A 15889-nucleotide genomic window follows, 5' to 3' on the forward strand; every position below is an offset into this window, starting at 1 on the left:
CCGCTGCGACGTGCTCTACGCCATGCTCCGCAACGGCACCCACTACCACCATCCCGAACCCGCTGCGGCTTGACAACGACATAGGGACACCCCCCGCGAGCTGCGCACTCGACGGGCTCGATCCGAGCAGCCGGCACTGCGGGGTGTTGCCGATCGCTGGTGCCGCCGGCACGGGCCGGTCGCCGGCGAAGTGAGACAGCAGCTCCTTCACTTGCTCCACAAAGGGTTTCGCCGAGCGCGCGGCCTCGTCCCGGACCACGTCCGCCGCGGCGCGCGGACCGCCGGGGGCCCGGCCGGTAGAGCACCGCGAGCGTGCCGAACTGCTCGGCGACCACGATCGGCGGGTGGTTCGGCAGCACCCGCCCTGCCTACCACGGATCACAGCTGCGTACACGAACACGGCGGCACAGGAAAACGGCGGCACGCCCCCAGGGCGCGCCGCCGTGTCGTCGGGGCCGGGCCGGCTCAGCCGACCTGCATCTCCCCCAGCTCCGACCAGGTGTCCTGCTCGAGCGTGGTGTTGATGATGTCCGGGGTCTTGCGCAGGTACTGCGGGAAGTCGGCCTGCGCCTTCTTGAAGTGATCGGCGTTGACGTGCGCCGCGGCCGCGTCGTCTTCGAAGGCTTCGACCAGGACGTACTCGGTCGGGTCGTCGAGGCTGCGGGACCAGTCGAACCACTTGTTGCCCGGTTCGGCACGCGTGGCCTCGGTGAACTCCCGCGAGAGCTCCGGCCACCGGTCCGCGTACTCCGGCTTGATCTGCCACTTCACGGTGATGAAGATCATCTGCTCCTCCTTCGTGCCCTCAGCAGACTAGCGCCCGTCCGCTCCTGTGCGCCGCGCTCACGGGACGAGGATTGCCCGGCCGCGCACGCGGCCGCCGTCGAGGTCGTCGAGGGCCTGCTGGAAGTCGTCCAGCGCGTACTTCGCGGTGTGCAGCTTCACCTTGTCCTGCGCGGCCAGCACCATCAGCTCGCACAGGTCGGTGTAGGACCCCACGAGGTTCCCGATGAAGTTGATCTCAGTGGAGATCACGTCGATCGTCGGGATGTTGATGTTCTCGCCGTAGCCCACCACGTGGTAGTCGCCCGCGCGGCGCAGCATCGCCACGCCGTCGCGCGTCGCGCCGCCCTCGCCGACGAAGTCGACCACGACCTCGGCGCCGTTGCCGCCGGTCAGCTCCTGCACCGCGGCCACGTGCCCGCCGTCGGCGACCACGCCGTGGTCCGCACCGATCGCCTTCGCCAGCTCCACCGCGTCGGCGTTGCGGTCGACCACGATCAGCTCGGCGGCCGTCATCGCCTTGAGCACCTGGATGCCGATGTGCCCGAGCCCGCCGGCACCGATCACCACGCACTTGTCGCCCGGCCGCAGCCGGCGCGACGCCTTCGCCGCCGCGTGGTATGCGGTGAGACCGGCGTCGGCCAGCGCTGCGACGTCCGCCGGCTCCAGCGAGTCGTCGAGCTTCACCACACTGCGCGCCGACGTCTTGAGCACCTGCGCGTAGCCGCCGGCGGTGTCGATGCCGGGGAACTGGCTGTTCTCGCAGTGCACGTCGTCGCCGCGCCGGCACGCCGGGCACAGCCCGCACGTGATCAGCGGGTGCACGATCACCTTGTCGCCTTCGGCGACGTTGGTGACCGCCGAGCCCACGGCCTGCACCCAGCCCGCGTTCTCGTGCCCGATCGTGTAAGGCAGCGTGACACCCGACTTCTCCGCCCACTGCCCCTCGAGGATGTGGAGGTCGGTGCGGCACACGCCCGCCCCACCGATGCGCACGAGCACGTCGTGCGGCCCGGTCACCTCCGGCTCGGGAACGTCGGTCATGCGCAGCTTCTCGTCGTACCCGACGACCTGGACTGCCTTCACGAAGCTCGTGCCTCCTCACCGGCTGTCGCCGAAACGGACGGGTCGTGGGGCCGGGCCGTCTGATCGGTCTCCGACCCGGGGTAACGCGTGCGCAGCAGACCGCGGCAGAAGTGCGCGTTGCCGTCGATCGAGATCCGGATCGACCGGGCGAACCGCAACCGCAGCGGCACCTCCTCGCGCGGGTAGGGCTCGCCGTGATCGTCGACGAGCACCGGTTCACCCGGTTCGACGCTCAACCCGAGCGTCGCCCGCCGCCGCAGCAGGGCGTCGGTGGTGCGGCCCGCCGGCAGATCGCCGAGCGTGACGTCGTGCAGGGCTTCCTCGCGCAGCTCCTTGTCGGCCCGCAGCAGGCCCGTGAGCGCCCGCTCCATGGCGGCCGTGTGGGCCTTGCGGCGGAAGGTGAGCCGCAGCTCGTCGAGGTCCTTCTCGGCCTCGGAGCCGAACGTGCCGAGGTACCCGGCGTCGGCGGCGAGCCCGCGGTTGATCAGGTCGGAGTCGTGGTGGTCGTCGAGCCGCACGACCACGCGCCGCGCGCCCGGCAGGGCGGTGAGCACGTCCTTCGCGTCCGAAGCCATGAGGTAGGCGAAGTTGGGCGAGCAGAACGAGGTCGGCAGCCGCAGGTGCACGGTGAGCTCGCCCTCGGCGGCGGCCACGGAACGAACGAACCCCAGATCGGTGATGGGTTCGTCGAGCTCCGGGTCGTACACCGAGCCGAGCGCACCGCGCGCCAGCTCTTCGAGGTCGGGCATCAGGCAACCGCCGCCGCTTCGGCCTTGGCGTCCGCCGGCGGGTTGCTCACCTGCAGCTCGGCGGGCACCGGGATGTCGTACATGGCCGCGGCGTTGAGGCCGAGGATCTTCTTCTTGATCTCCGTGGTCAGCGGCGCGTACTCCGTCATGTCCTCGGGGATCTGGAAGTCCACGAACTTCTCGACGAGCCACTTCGGCGTCCAGATCGCGTAGTCGCTGGAGAACTGGATGCGGTTCTCGTCGAGCCAGTACAGCAGCTCGCCGATGATCTGCGCGAAGTAGCGCGGTCGCGTGTGGATGAACGGCATCGCCACCGCCAGACCGGCGTGCACGTTCGGCTCTTGCGTGGCGATCCAGCAGAAGTCCTCCAGGCGCGGCAGGCCGCAGTGCTCGATCACGAAGTTGAGGTCGGTGAAGTCGGTGGCGACCTTGTCCACGTCGGCGACGTCGAACGCGTCGCGGTCCAGCGGCCGGATCGTCGGGCCCTTGTGGATGTGGATGTTCTTGATCCCCAGCTCCTGCGCGGCCTCCAGGTAGCGGTAGCTCCACTTGTCGTCGAGCTTCCAGCCGCGCGAGTCGCCGAACCACTCGGCCGTGTACAGCTTGGCGCCCTTGAGGTTGAAGCGCTTCGCGTCTTCACGCAGCTGCTTGAGGCCGTCCTCGCCGTAGCGCGGGTCCCAGCAGTGGTTGTAGGTGAGCTTGTCGGGGTGCTTCTGCGCCAGCGCGAACGCCTCGTCGGTCTGCCCGAAGTTGTTGTTGTAGAAGGCGGGCAGGGCCGCGGGCTGGAAGATGGCGTGGTCCACGTACCCGTCGGTGAACAGGTCCTTCATCAGCCGCTCGCCACCGTAGTAGAGGTAGTCCTCGTACGACCACACTTCGGACTCGGGGCTGAGGTTGCGGTGGTAGTCGTAGAAGCAGTCGATGAACTGTTTGCCGTGGATGTTGCGCTGGTTCTCCGGCCGGGCGTCCCAGAGCGCGACGTGCGCGTCGAGGATGAAGTACTTCTCGCCGTCCTTGCTGTACATGGGCTTTCCTCCGCATTCGTGACCACATCGGCACGTCAAGACCGGAACTTAGGGGGATCATCGCGGGTGCGGGTGGGCCATGCTGTCTCGATTTGAGACATCGGACGGTGCCGTGGTTACCCTGGTCCTCGTAGCCTTGACCGAGCCGGGCACACGATCGGCAGCGGACGCGGTGTGGCGTCTTCCGGGAGGTGGCATGACACGCGGTGAGGGGCTCGAGCCCCGCGGGGACACCACGCCGAGGCTGCGGGCGTCGTGGCAGCGCAGTGCGCGCTACGGGGTTCCCGGCGACGAGGTGAAACCCGTGTTCACGGCGACGGTCGACACGGGTTCGCTGCTGTTCGAATGCGGCGACGAGGTGCTGCGAGCCCTGCACGCGACGCTGGCCAACGAACCCATCAGCCTGATGCTCACCGACAGCGAGGGCCTGGTGCTCAGCCGCCTGTGCGGCGACCCGGGCATCACGCGGTCGCTGGATCGGGTGCACCTGGCGCCCGGGTTTTCCTACGCGGAGAGCAACGCCGGCACCAACGGCCTCGCCCTCGCCCTCGCCGACCGCGCCCCGTCACTCGTCCGCGCGGGTGAGCACTACTGCACCAGCCTGCGCGGGTACACGTGTGCCGCGGTGCCCGTGCTCGACCCGATCACGGGTTCGCTGGCGGGCAGCGTGAACCTCACGACGTGGTCCGAGCAGTCCTCGGGCCTGCTGCTCGCGCTGGCCCAGACGGCGGCCGGGCACACCAGCTCCCTCATGCTGGCCCGTGCCTCGGGCCGCCGCCCGCGCCCGGCGCCGCGCGGCGAGGTGTTCCGCGTGTATGCCGACCGCATCGACCCGCCCGAGCTCTCGGCAGCGTGGCAGCACGCGCTGCTCGAGGTCATGGACCCGATGGGCGGCGGCCGCACGGTCGCGGTGGTCGGCGAGCCCGGTGCCGGCAAGACCGCGCTGGCCGCGCTCGCCCGCCGCGAGCTGCATCCGCGTGAACGCGTGCTCAACGCCCGCCCGCCCGCGCCCGACGACGTCGACGCGTGGCTCGCGATGTGGACCCCCGAGGTCGGCAAACCCGACACGTGCGTGATCGTCTCCGGCGTCGATTCCCTGCCCGCCTGGGCGGCCGGCGAGCTGGCGGCCCGCTTCGCCGGCCACCCCGACGGTTTTGTCCTCACCGCCGCCGACTCCGCCGCGATCCCGACGCCACTGCGGTCCTTCGTGGACACGGTCGTCGAGCTCCCGCCGCTACGCCTGCGGCCCGACGACATCCTGCCGCTGGCCCACCACTTCGCCCACCGCGCCCGCGGCCGCGCCGTCACGTTCACCCCCGCTGCCGCCCGCGCCCTGGCGACCCACGACTGGCCCGAGAACGCCAAGCAGCTGCGCCGCGTCGTCTCCGAGGCCGCCGCCCGGGCCGACACCGTGGACACCCACCACCTGCCGCCCGAGGTGTTCACGACGACCGGCCACCGCCTCAGCCGCCTGCAGGCACTGGAACGCGACGAGATCGTCCGGTGCCTCGCCCAGCCCGGCGCCACGGTCGTGCGCGCGGCCGCCGAGCTCGGCATGGGCCGCGCGACGATCTACCGCAAGATGGCCCAGTACGGCATCAAGAACGGCCGTCCGAGGTCCTGAGCCGCGGCGTTCGCCTACGATGCGGGGCGTGATGGCAGACCTCGCCCCCGGGCCGAACCGGTGACCGGCGCGTTCTGGTGGGACCTCTTGATCGGGATCGCCGCCGCGCTGCTGGTCGCGTGGCTCGCGCTCGTGGTCGTGCTCGTCGTCGCCCGCCCGCGCGGAAACCTGCTGCGCGAGGCGCTGCGCCTGCTGCCCGATCTGCTGCGGCTGGTCCGCCGCCTGGCCGCCGACCGCGACCTCCCTCGTGGTGTGCGGATCCGGCTCGGGCTGCTCATCGCGTACCTCGCGTTGCCGATCGATCTGATCCCCGACTTCATCCCCGTCCTGGGCTACGCGGACGACGCCATTGTCGTCGCCGTCGTGCTGCGCTCGGTCGTCCGCCGGGCCGGGATCGACGCCGTGCGCGCCCACTGGCCCGGCACCGACGACGGGTTCGCTGGTCTGGTGCGGTTGGCCGGCCTCCGGCCTGCCTGATCGCTGACCCTTGCCGCGCCGTATAGGGCGTTATACATCAAGAGTGGTCGGCTCTTCAGGACTGTCGCCGCGGCGCCCGAGGAGGCAGGGTGGGGTCCGGGTGTCCGCTCGGGAGAAGGAGCGTGGGTCGAGATGCCGTGGTTCCCGGACTTCGTCAACGCCGCCGAGCTGGCGCGCAACCAGGAGCGCGCGCAGGGGCACGCGGATCCCGTCGGGCAGTTCTTCGCGGCGCTGACCCAGGGCGACACACGCCCGCTGGAGACCGTGTGGCCCGGCGAGGTGGTGGTGTTCGACCCGCGGGCCGGGGAAATCCGCGGCCGCAAGGAGCTGCGGCAGTTCGTGCAGGCCAACCAGGCCTGGCTGGGTGAGCTGCACGCCCGCGCGGAGACGATCGCCACCACGCGGGCCAGCCGGCGCGCCGTGGTCGAGCTGCTCGCGCGGTTCGGCACCGACGACCAGTCGGCCTGGCCGGTAGCGGTCGTCGCCGAGTCGGCCGGCGAGCGGTCCGTCGTCTTTCGCACCTACTGCAGCCAGTGGCCGGTCGACGGGCACCGGCACCTGCGCCCGGCGATCCTCGCGTCGGCCGACACGCCGCTCGGTGACGTGGTCGGGCACTACCTCGAGGCGCTCGACGCGGGGGACGCCGACGCGATCGTGGCCACCTTCTCCCCCGCCGGTTCCCTGAGCGAGCCGATCGGCGCGAACGCGCACACCGGCCCTGACGAATTGCGCGAGTTCTTCGCCGAGATCTTCTCCGACGGCGGTGTGCACCTGGAACCGTGTGTGGTCACCGACGACGGCGTGCGCTGCGTCCTCGAGTACAACTGCGTGCGCTGGGGCCGCCACGCCGTGCCCGCCCAGGCTGGGGTGGCCGTGTTCGACCGCGGCCACGACGGGTTGCTGAGCGCGGTCCGCGTGTACGACGACATCGAGGCACCGTCCGGCTGAGCCCCTGCCGCTGATTTGCGGCCGCGTACGCACCCGGGAGTACGGGCAAGTACCGCAGCTCGACGGACGACGCCCGTCCGCTTTCACCCGACGATGGACCGCACACGGCCATCGAAGGGGAAGCGGCATGGCGACCGGACAGCAGTGGCGGCTCAGCGCCCACGCCCGGAAGGTGTGGCTCGTCGGGCACATCGTGGCCGCGGCGGCGTGGTTCGGCCTCGATCTCGCACTGGACTTCCTCGCGGGCACGGCCCTGCTGACCGACGACCCCGCGGGGAAAGCGACCGCGCTGGGTGCGCTGCGGTTCTTCGCGGTGTGGCCGATGTTCACGGCGAGTGTGCTCACGCTCGTCACCGGTGCCGTGCTCGGGCTGGGGACGAGGTACGGGCTGGTGCGCTACTGGTGGGTCGCCGCGAAACTGGCGGTGAACCTGCTGATGGCGGTGCTCATCCTGGTCGCGCTGCGGCCGGGGATCGACGCGGCCGCCGGCTACGCCCGCGCGCTCACGACCGGCGAACCGGCGCAGCCCGTCGATCTGCTGCCCCCGATGGTCGTGGCGCCGAGCCTGCTCCTGTTCGCCTATCTGCTCACGGTGTTCAGGCCGTGGGGCCGGATCCGGCGCACCGCGCCCGCGAAAGCCCTCGCCCACGACGGAGCGTGAGCGGAACCGGCGCCGCCGGCCCGAAAGCGTGCAAGATCGTTTTCGAGCCGGCGTCCGCCCTCTTCCTGTTACGGTCGATTCCGGAGAGCATCGGAAATCGACCGGGAGGAAAAACCATGGTTCGCCTTCGCAGGGTTCTCGGTCACGTCGTGAGCGGGTTCGCGACCGCGGGCATGTGCGTGAGCGGCTTCGCCGTCGCCGAAGCCTGACCATTCTTCGCGAATCTTCTTCGCGAAAAGGAATCGTTTTCTCTCCATCCTTCGCGTGTCCACTTCACTGACCGGCGTTCGCTGCCCGCGCGCCCCGGACCGTCCGGCGGCGATGAACGTCCGGGCAGACTTCGCTGCTCTGTTCGTGTCTTCCCCCGGTCGGTTATTCACTCACGGCTTGGGCCGGTACTAGGGTCCGGTTCGACGCGAGAGACGGCGGAGGCGGGGACTCGGTGACAGTGAACAGGCGCGGTTTCCTGACCGGGGTGGCGGGCGCGGTGGGGGCGGTGGGCCTCGGCTCGGCCGGAGCGGGACTCGCGATCGCCGAGCCCCGCGCGGGTCAGCCACTCGCGCTGCGCCAGGGCACGAACGTCGCGGCGCAGGTCTCCCCCGACGGCCGGCTGGTCGCGCTCGACCTGCTCGGCGTGCTGTGGCTCGTGCCGGCCGGCGGCGGTCAGGCGAAGCGGCTCACCGGGGACCTGTTCGACATCGCCGTGCCCACGTGGTCGCCCGACAGCTCGACCCTGGTGTTCCAGTCCTACCGCGAAGGCAGCTTCGACCTCTGGACCATCCGCGCCGACGGCACGGGCCTGCGCCGCCTCACGAGCGGGCCGTTCGACCACCGCGAACCCGTGTTCTCGCCGGACGGCAGGACGATCGCGTTCTCGTCGGACGCCCCGGGCAGCTACGGCATCCACGTGCTCGACGTCGCCTCGGGCAAGACCACGCTCGTCACCGACACCCCGGACGAGGAGTACGAACCGACGTGGTCGCCGGACGGCACGAAGCTCGCGTTCGTGGCGGCCGGGACGAGGATCGACGTGGTGACCGTCGCCGGCGGCGCCCGGTCCACGCTCGTCAGCGAGCCGGGCACGGTCCTGCACAGTCCGATGTGGACACCGGGCGGCGCGGACGTGGTCTACACCCGCTACTCCGGTGGCCTGCCACCGGTCGCGGTCGGCGTCGCGGAGCTGGTGCGCGGCGGGAAAGCGCTGTTCTCGGGCGAGGACGTGTTCCCGTTCCGCGTCTCGTGGCTCAGCGCCGACGAGTACCTCTACACCGCCGACGGAGCGTTGCGCCGGCGAAAGCTCAGCGGGGGCGCCGCCACGGACGTGCCGTTCACCGCGCCCGTCTCCATCGACAACGGACCGGTTCACGCGCGCCCGCGTGATTTCACCTCGCAGAAGCGGAATCCCGTGCTCGGCATCGGCAGCCCGGTGCTTTCGCCCGACGGCCGCAGTGTCGCGTTCCGCGCGCTCAACGACATCCAGGTCATGCAGTTCGGCCGAGCGCCGCACCCCCTGACCGGCGACGGCTGGTGGAAGAGCGATCCCGCGTGGTCACCCGACGGCACGCGGCTGTCGTACTCCACCGACCGCGGCGGCACGCTCGACCTCTGGATCCGCGACCTGAAAACCGGGCAGGACCGGCAGCTGACGAACCTGCCCGACCTCGCGGCGGTGTCGGGCACCTGGGCACCCGACGGCACGAAGATCGCGTTCCTCGACCAGACCGGCGCACTGCACACCGCCGACGTCGCGACGGGCGCGGTGCGGCAGGTCTTCACCGCGACGTTCGAGCCCGGCCGCCCGACGTGGTCGGCCGACGGCAAGGTGATCGCGTTGGCCGCGGTCAAGCCGTATTCGGCGCGCTACCGCGAAGGGCTCAGCAAGATCCTGCTCGTGGACGTCGCCACCGGCCGGGGCCGCTACGTCGACCCGATGCCGGAGCGCTCGATCCAGACCCGCGGCGACGACGGGCCCGTGTGGTCGCCGGACGGGCGGCGGATGGCGTTCGTGGTGGCCAGCGTGCTCCACGTCGTCGACGTGCACGCCGACGGCACCTTCGCCGGGAAACCGCGGCAGATCACCGACGAGGTCACCGACGCCCCGAGCTGGAGCGGCGACTCGCACACGCTGCTGTACCTCAACAACGGCCGCCTGCGGCTGGTCGCGGCGTCGGGCGGGACACCGCGCACCGTCCCCACCAACCTGACCTGGACCAACGCCCGCAGCCGAGGGCGCGTGGTGGTGCGGGCCGGGCGGGTGTGGGACGGCACCTCGCGCACGCTGCGGTCCGATGTGGACATCGTGGTGGACGGCGGCCGGATCACGGGTGTGGAACGCGCGGGCAGCGGGCTCGACGGCACCGTCGTCGACGCGCGGGCGGGCGTGGTCGTGCCCGGGCTGATCGACATGCACAACCACCGCCAGATGCAGGGCTACGGCTACGGCGACCGCCAGGGCCGGCTGTGGCTCTCGCTGGGGTTCACCACCACGCGCTCCCCCGGCAGCCCGGCCTACCACATGGTGGAGGAACGCGAGTCGATCCAGTCCGGCGCCCGGATCGGGCCGCGGTACTTCGCGACCGGCGAGGCGATCGACGGCTCGCGCATCTACTACAACTTCATGCGCCCCACGTTCGACGACCGCCAGCTCGAGCTCGAGCTGGAACGCGCGGAGAAGCTCGACTACGACCTGGTCAAGGCCTACGTCCGGCTCAGCCCCGAACGGCACCGGCGCGTGATCGAGTGGGCGCACGCCCGCCGCCTTCCCGTGACGTCGCACTACCACCACCCGGCGCTCGCGTTCGGCGGCGACGGCATGGAACACATGGGCGCCACCAATCGCCTCGGGTACTCGCGCACGGTGTCGCTGCTCGGCGCGGGTTACGACGACGTGGTGGACCCGTTCGTCCGCCGCGGCGCCGCGCGCACGCCCACCTTGTTCGCCGCCTCGGCCCTGTTCCGCGACGACACGAGCCTCGTGACCGACCACCGCGTGCGCACGCTGTACCCGGCGTGGGAGTACACGTCGCTGCAGAACTCCGTCACCGCCGCGCAATCGGCCGACCAGACGGCGTTGCTGGACAACCTCCGGCGCCAGGTCGGGCAGGCGGCCGCGATCCTGCGCGGCGGCGGGCGGGTGGTGACCGGCACGGACTCCCCCATCGACCACACCGCGGTGAGCACGCACATGAACCTGCGCGCGATGGTGAAGTACGGCTTCACGCCATACGAAGCGCTGACCACCGCCACCAGTGTCGCGGGCGAGGTGCTGGGCGAACCACTCGGCCGCGTCGCGCGGGGCTGCTACGCAGACCTCGTGGTGCTCGGCGGCGATCCCCTCACCGACATCACGGCCGCGGCCGATGTGCGGCAGACGCTCGTCGCCGGGCGCGTGCACACCGTCGACGACCTGCTCGCACCGTTCACGAAGGCGGCCTCGACGACCGCGGTGAGCACGCGCCTGGCCGCGGTGCCCGACCACCCCGCCAACGCCACCTTCTGGTGGCACGACCCGCACTACGTGGCCTCGGCCCGCACGTCGTGCTGCAGCGGGCACTGATGTCCCGGTAGCAAAACGATCCTCGCGGCGGAAGATCTGTTTTCCCCGGTGATCCGTTGATACGGTCACCGCCGCCACGAACACGCGATACACCACGGGTTCTTTCGTCCGAAGGGTCGGCGTATGTGCCAGTTGTGCGGTTCCGAAGCCCAGTCGACGGTTTCGCGGCGGACGTTGTTCGCCGCGGCGGCCGGGCTGGCGGTCACGCCGATGGTGCTCGCGACACCGGCGAACGCCGCGCCCCACCCGGATTCGGGCGCCGATCTGATCCTCCACAATGGACGCGTCGTGACCGAGGCCCTGCACGGGCGGACCACGCCGGCGATCGCCGTGCGCGGCGGCCGGGTCGTGGTGGCGGGCCCGTCGGACCAGGTCCTGCGCCTGCGCGGACGGCAAACGCGGGTGGTCGACCTCAAGGGTGCCGCCGTCGTGCCCGGGCTGATCGACAGCCACCTGCACCAGTTCACCTCGGCGCTCGACCGCCCGAACGTGTCGCTGCTGGAGTCGCGCAGCATCGCCGACGTCGTCGCGGCCATCGGCACACGGGTGGCCACGAGCGCGGCTGGTGCGTGGGTGCAGGCACGGTCGGGCTGGCACGAGAGCCTGCTCGCCGAGGGCCGGCTGCCCGCACGGGCCGAGCTGGACCCGGTCTCGCCGGACAACCCGGTGTTCATCCCGCGCGGTGGCCACGTCGCGACCGTGAACAGTCGCGCGCTGGCCCTGGCCGGCATCACCCGTGACACCGCCGATCCCGTCGGCGGCGTGATCGTGCGCGACGCGAGCGGCGAGCCCACGGGCGTGCTGCTGGAACGCGCGCGCTCGCTCGTCACGCCGTTCCTGCCGCCCCCGCCGTCGGCCGAGCAGCAGCGGCAGCTCTTGCGTGACCAGATGGCCGAGCACAACGCGCTGGGCATCACCGGTGTCACGGAGCCCGGGCTGTCGCCGGACCAGATCGCGACCTACACCGACCTGTGGCACGCCTGCGAGATGACCACGCGGGCGCACCTGCTGTGGCGGATCGCCGCGCTCGCCGACGTCGACGCGGCCGTCACGGCGTTGAAGCCCCGCACGGGCGACGACATGCTCCGCTTCGACGGCCTGAAGTACCTCTCCGACGGCGGCGTGGAAGGCGGGTTCCTGCGCGACCCGTACCGGATCGTGCCCGGCGAGCAGACCGGTCCGGACTACCACGGCGTGCAGCTGCTGCCCCCGGGCGGACGCGACGAGCTGACCGAGATGTACCGCCGCGCCGCACGCCACGGCTTCCAGGTGCAGACCCACGTCGTGGGCGACGCGGCGATGGACTTCATCGTCGACGTGCTCGCCACCGTGCACCGCGACACGTCGCTCGAGCGGCTGCGCTGGGTGCTGATGCACCTGTTCCTGCCCAGCGGCCCCAACCTGGCGCACATGCGGAAGATGGGCCTGATCGCGAGCGTGCAGGACCACCCCGTGCTGCTCGGCGCCAACCAGGTCAAGTGGTGGGGCCCCGAACGCGGCTCCCGCGCCGTGCCGATCCGCGACATCCTCGACGCCGGCCTCGTCGCCGGCGGCGGCACCGACGCCCCGGTGGTGCCGCCGAGCCCCCTGTGGTCGCTCGGCTGGATGGTCACGCGCCGCACCCTCCGCGGCGACGTCCTCGGTCCCGAGCAGGCGATCACCGCCCGCGAGGCGCTGCACCTCTACACCCTCGGCAGCGCGCGCACGCAGTTCGCCGAGCACACCCTCGGCACCCTCGAACCGGGCAAACTCGCCGACCTCGTGGTCCTCGACGCCGACCCGCTCACGGTCGGCCCGGAGGCGATCAAGGACCTGTCGGTGAAGATGACGGTGGTGAGCGGGCGCGTGGTGCACGAAGCCTGACCGGCCCGGGTCAGTGCGGCCCCGTGGTCGCCTGCCGGGACGTCGTGGTGCTCACCGTGCCTCCCGGCGGTGTGCGCCGGCCGCCGAATGCGGACCTGCGTGGGTGAAGCCCAGACGGCAGGCCCGGCCCCCGCGGGACCGGGCCTGCACGCGGAACTCAGCGCCAGCCGAGCTCCGGCGCCACGTACTTCACGATGCTTTCCAGCACGTGTGCGTTGTACTCCACACCCAGCTGGTTCGGCACCGTCAGCAGCAGGGTGTCCGCGGCCTCGATGGCCTCGTCCTCCTTGAGCTGGCGCACGAGCTCGTCGGGTTCCGCCGCGTAGGAGCGGCCGAAGATGGCCCGCGTGTTCTCGTCGATCATGCCGACCTGGTCGCGCGAGTCGCGGTCGCGACCGAAGTAGGCGCGGTCGAGGTCGTTGGTCAGCGCGAAGATGCTGCGGCTGACCGAAACCCGCGGTTCGCGGTCGTGGCCGGCTTCCTTCCACGCCTCGCGGTAGGCCTCGATCTGCTTGCGCTGCTGGACGTGCAGCGGCTCGCCGGTCTCGTCGTCCTTGAGCGTGGAGCTCTGCAGGTGCATGCCGTGCTTCGCGGCCCACACGCCGGTGGCGTTGGAGCCCGAGCCCCACCAGATGCGTTCGCGCAGGCCGGGCGAGTGCGGTTCGACGCGCAGCAGGCCGGGCGGGTTGGCGAACATCGGGCGCGGGTTCGGCTGGGCGAAGCCCTCGCCCTCGATCACCTTGAGGAACACCTCGGCGTGGGTGCGGGCCATGTCCGCGTCGGACTCGCCGTCGGCGGGCTGGAAGCCGAAGTAGCGCCAGCCGTCGATCACCTGCTCGGGGGATCCCCGGCTGATGCCGAGCTGGAGCCTGCCGCCGGAGATGAGGTCGGCCGCGCCCGCGTCCTCGGCCATGTACAGCGGGTTCTCGTAGCGCATGTCGATCACGCCGGTGCCGATCTCTATCTTCGACGTGCGCGCGCCGATGGCCGAGAGCAGCGGGAACGGGCTGCCGGCCTGCCGCGCGAAGTGGTGCACGCGGAAGTAGGCGCCGTCCACGCCGAGCTCCTCGGCCGCCACCGCCAGGTCGATGGACTGGTGCAGGAAGTCCTTCGCCGACCGGGTCTCGGAGTGCGGGGTGTCCGACCAGTGGCCGAACGAGAGGAAACCAATCTTCTTCACGCCCGTGGAAGCGTACGCGGCCCTCGATTGATTCCCGCACGCGGTCCGGGTCACGTCCTCGCCGTGCGCCCTCCGTCAGGTGTCGTGCGGCACCGATCCCGGCAGCGGTTTGCGCGCCGACTCCCGCATGAAGACCACGCAGACGCCGCCGATCACACCGGCGATCATCAGGTAGTAGGCCGGCCAGTTGAGGTCCCCCGTGCCGGAGACCAGCGCGCTCATCACCGTCGCCGTCGTGCCGCCGAACAGCGACACCGACAAGTTGAACGCGATCGACAGTCCACCGGCGCGCACGCGCGTCGGGAACAGGGCCGGCAGCGTCGAGGGCAGGATCGCGGAGAACAGCACCAGCACGAGACCCATCACCAGCAGGCCGAAGAATGTCGAGGTGGTCCCGCCCGCGCGCACCAGCAGCACGGCGGGCAGCGACAGCACCACGAGCCCGAGGCAGCCGGCGAGCAGCACCGGCCGCCGCCCCGCCTTGTCCGACAACCGGCCGACGAAGGTGATCACCACCATCAGCAGCACGAGCACCACGATCTGCAGGATCTCCGACGCCGTCTTGCCGATCCCGGTGTGCTGCGCGGGCAGCGTCTCCGTGAGGTAGGTGGGCATGTAGCTGGTGAGCATGTAGTTGGCGACGTTCCACGTCAGCACCAGCCCGGCGCACAGCAGCATCGCCGGCCAGTACTTCGTGAACACCGCCCGCAGCTCCCCGCCGAGCGACTGCTTCTCCTTCTCGGTCTCCTGCAGCTTCGCGAACGCCGGCGACTCCTCCAGCCGCTGCCGCAGGTAGAGGCCGACGGCCCCGAGCGGCAATGCGAGCAGGAACGGGATGCGCCAGCCCCACGTCAGCAGTTGCTGGTCCGAAAGCACCGCGCTGAGCACCGTCGCGATCGTGGCGCCGAACGCGTAGCCGGTCAGCGTGCCGAACTCCAGCCAGCTGCCGAAGAATCCGCGCCGCCGATCGGGGGCGTACTCGGCGATGAAGGTCATGGCGTTGCCGTACTCGCCGCCGGTCGAGATGCCCTGCACCAGCCGCGCGAGCAGGACCAGCAGGGGTGCGGCGAGGCCGATGGCGCCGTAGCTCGGGATCACGCCGAGGGCGAACGTGCCCAGCGCCATGAGGATCACCGTGAGGGACAGCACCCGTTTCCGGCCGATGCGATCACCGAGCGGTCCGAAGATCAGCCCGCCGAACGGCCGGATCAGGAACGAGACGGCGAACACCCCGAACGTCGCGATCTGCCCGGCCGAGGCCGGCAGGTCCGTGAAGAAGACCTTCTGGATGGTCGTCGCGAGGTACCCGTAGACGCCGAAGTCGTACCACTCGGTGATGTTGCCGATCGCCGCCGCACCGACCGCCCGCTTGACCATCGCGGGCTCGACGACCTGGACGTCGCCGGTCTGCCCCTCCACCATGAATCCACCTTCCGGCCACCCGTCGTCCCAGCGGCCGCGTACGAGTGTCTCCCGGATCGGCGGGGTTCGCCGGTTCACCGGAAACCGCCCAGGTGAGGAGTGGATCAAGATCACCGTGGTCGCGGCAAGCCCGCCGGCTGCAGCCACTCCACGCACAGGACGCGACGGTCACCGGCCCGGTGCAGCCGGCCGCCGACGGAGACGCGGCGCAGGATCCTGGCCCGGGCCGGGGTGACGAGGTCAGGGGGCAGTTCGAGTGCCACGCAAGCCTGTCGGCCGTGCGGGGTGACGACGAGGCCGAGCCGCCCGTCCTGTGCGGATCGCACCTCCAGCACCCCCGTGACCACGACCCGCATACCGGTCGCGGAGCCGATCGTGCCCCTCACCCCGTCAGTCCTCCCCTGCGCCACCCGGCCCCTCAGCCTGCGCCGGCGCCGGGCCCGATCGCATCGGGAAGCCCCCGGGTGAGTGACCCCGGTGCCGCGCCCACGAGTTCACCCGGCTCGGAGGATGCG

At 71.1% G+C, this 15889-nt stretch carries 13 protein-coding genes and 1 pseudogene; 6 read left to right on the plus strand and 8 right to left on the minus strand.

The window, feature by feature from the left end; genetic code table 11:
• The 5 genes and pseudogenes from ACWEOE_RS37550 to ACWEOE_RS37570 form a co-directional block, all read right to left on the minus strand.
• Positions 1 to 211 (minus strand): annotated as a pseudogene (locus ACWEOE_RS37550) (hypothetical protein); the annotation flags it as partial.
• A 254-nt stretch (positions 212 to 465) separates the two neighbouring features.
• Positions 466 to 786, minus strand: a complete 321-nt coding sequence (locus ACWEOE_RS37555) for a putative quinol monooxygenase (RefSeq protein ID WP_452017834.1) — start codon at positions 784 to 786, stop codon at positions 466 to 468.
• A 57-nt stretch (positions 787 to 843) separates the two neighbouring features.
• Positions 844 to 1869, minus strand: a complete 1026-nt coding sequence (locus ACWEOE_RS37560) for an NAD(P)-dependent alcohol dehydrogenase (protein WP_452017836.1) — start codon at positions 1867 to 1869, stop codon at positions 844 to 846.
• The gene (locus tag ACWEOE_RS37565; RefSeq protein WP_452017838.1) at positions 1866 to 2618 is read right to left on the minus strand and encodes an iron-sulfur cluster assembly protein; all 753 of its coding nucleotides are present in this window, start codon (positions 2616 to 2618) and stop codon (positions 1866 to 1868) included. The genes ACWEOE_RS37560 and ACWEOE_RS37565 overlap by 4 nt, the downstream gene beginning before the upstream one ends.
• On the minus strand, positions 2618 to 3643 hold the full coding sequence (locus ACWEOE_RS37570) for an amidohydrolase family protein (protein WP_452017840.1): 1026 nt from the start codon (positions 3641 to 3643) through the stop codon (positions 2618 to 2620). The genes ACWEOE_RS37565 and ACWEOE_RS37570 overlap by 1 nt, the downstream gene beginning before the upstream one ends.
• A 196-nt stretch (positions 3644 to 3839) precedes the next feature.
• On the opposite strand from ACWEOE_RS37570, the gene ACWEOE_RS37575 reads away from it, so the two are divergent.
• The 6 genes from ACWEOE_RS37575 (at position 3840) to ACWEOE_RS37600 (ending at position 12772) form a co-directional block, all read left to right on the plus strand.
• Positions 3840 to 5267, plus strand: a complete 1428-nt coding sequence (locus ACWEOE_RS37575; protein WP_452017842.1) for a helix-turn-helix domain-containing protein — start codon at positions 3840 to 3842, stop codon at positions 5265 to 5267.
• 60 nt (positions 5268 to 5327) lie between these two features.
• Entirely contained in the window at positions 5328 to 5744 is a 417-nt protein-coding gene (locus ACWEOE_RS37580; protein WP_452017844.1) for a YkvA family protein, read from the plus strand.
• Between the two features lie 132 nt (positions 5745 to 5876).
• Positions 5877 to 6692 carry a nuclear transport factor 2 family protein gene (locus tag ACWEOE_RS37585; RefSeq protein ID WP_452017846.1) on the plus strand — a complete coding sequence of 272 codons (816 nt, stop codon included), beginning with the start codon at positions 5877 to 5879 and terminating at the stop codon, positions 6690 to 6692.
• Positions 6693 to 6819: 127 nt separating this feature from the next.
• Entirely contained in the window at positions 6820 to 7353 is a 534-nt protein-coding gene (locus ACWEOE_RS37590; RefSeq protein WP_452017848.1) for a hypothetical protein, read from the plus strand.
• A gap of 442 nt (positions 7354 to 7795) precedes the next feature.
• Entirely contained in the window at positions 7796 to 10909 is a 3114-nt protein-coding gene (locus tag ACWEOE_RS37595; RefSeq protein WP_452017850.1) for an amidohydrolase family protein, read from the plus strand.
• A gap of 123 nt (positions 10910 to 11032) precedes the next feature.
• Complete coding sequence (locus ACWEOE_RS37600) at positions 11033 to 12772, plus strand: amidohydrolase (protein ID WP_452017852.1); 1740 nt, start codon at positions 11033 to 11035, stop codon at positions 12770 to 12772.
• 157 nt (positions 12773 to 12929) lie between these two features.
• Here the strand turns inward: ACWEOE_RS37600 and ACWEOE_RS37605 are convergent, their stop codons facing one another.
• From ACWEOE_RS37605 to ACWEOE_RS37615, 3 genes are all read right to left on the minus strand, one after another.
• The gene (locus ACWEOE_RS37605; protein ID WP_452017854.1) at positions 12930 to 13952 is read right to left on the minus strand and encodes an LLM class flavin-dependent oxidoreductase; all 1023 of its coding nucleotides are present in this window, start codon (positions 13950 to 13952) and stop codon (positions 12930 to 12932) included.
• A 75-nt stretch (positions 13953 to 14027) separates the two neighbouring features.
• Positions 14028 to 15374 (minus strand): MFS transporter, encoded by a 1347-nt coding sequence (locus tag ACWEOE_RS37610; RefSeq protein ID WP_452017856.1) that lies wholly within the window; start codon positions 15372 to 15374, stop codon positions 14028 to 14030.
• A 110-nt stretch (positions 15375 to 15484) separates the two neighbouring features.
• On the minus strand, positions 15485 to 15760 hold the full coding sequence (locus tag ACWEOE_RS37615) for a hypothetical protein (RefSeq protein WP_452017858.1): 276 nt from the start codon (positions 15758 to 15760) through the stop codon (positions 15485 to 15487).
• Positions 15761 to 15889: the final 129 nt, after the last annotated feature.

The organism is Amycolatopsis sp. NPDC004368, from assembly GCF_053602515.1.

Coding starts and splice junctions, on each gene's coding strand:
- ACWEOE_RS37555 (WP_452017834.1), bottom strand. CDS start 786: ATGATCTTCATCACCGTGAAGTGGCAGATCAAGCCGGAGTACGCGGAC.
- ACWEOE_RS37565 (WP_452017838.1), bottom strand. CDS start 2,618: ATGCCCGACCTCGAAGAGCTGGCGCGCGGTGCGCTCGGCTCGGTGTAC.
- ACWEOE_RS37570 (WP_452017840.1), bottom strand. CDS start 3,643: ATGTACAGCAAGGACGGCGAGAAGTACTTCATCCTCGACGCGCACGTC.
- ACWEOE_RS37575 (WP_452017842.1), top strand. CDS start 3,840: ATGACACGCGGTGAGGGGCTCGAGCCCCGCGGGGACACCACGCCGAGG.
- ACWEOE_RS37585 (WP_452017846.1), top strand. CDS start 5,877: ATGCCGTGGTTCCCGGACTTCGTCAACGCCGCCGAGCTGGCGCGCAAC.
- ACWEOE_RS37590 (WP_452017848.1), top strand. CDS start 6,820: ATGGCGACCGGACAGCAGTGGCGGCTCAGCGCCCACGCCCGGAAGGTG.
- ACWEOE_RS37600 (WP_452017852.1), top strand. CDS start 11,033: ATGTGCCAGTTGTGCGGTTCCGAAGCCCAGTCGACGGTTTCGCGGCGG.
- ACWEOE_RS37610 (WP_452017856.1), bottom strand. CDS start 15,374: ATGGTGGAGGGGCAGACCGGCGACGTCCAGGTCGTCGAGCCCGCGATG.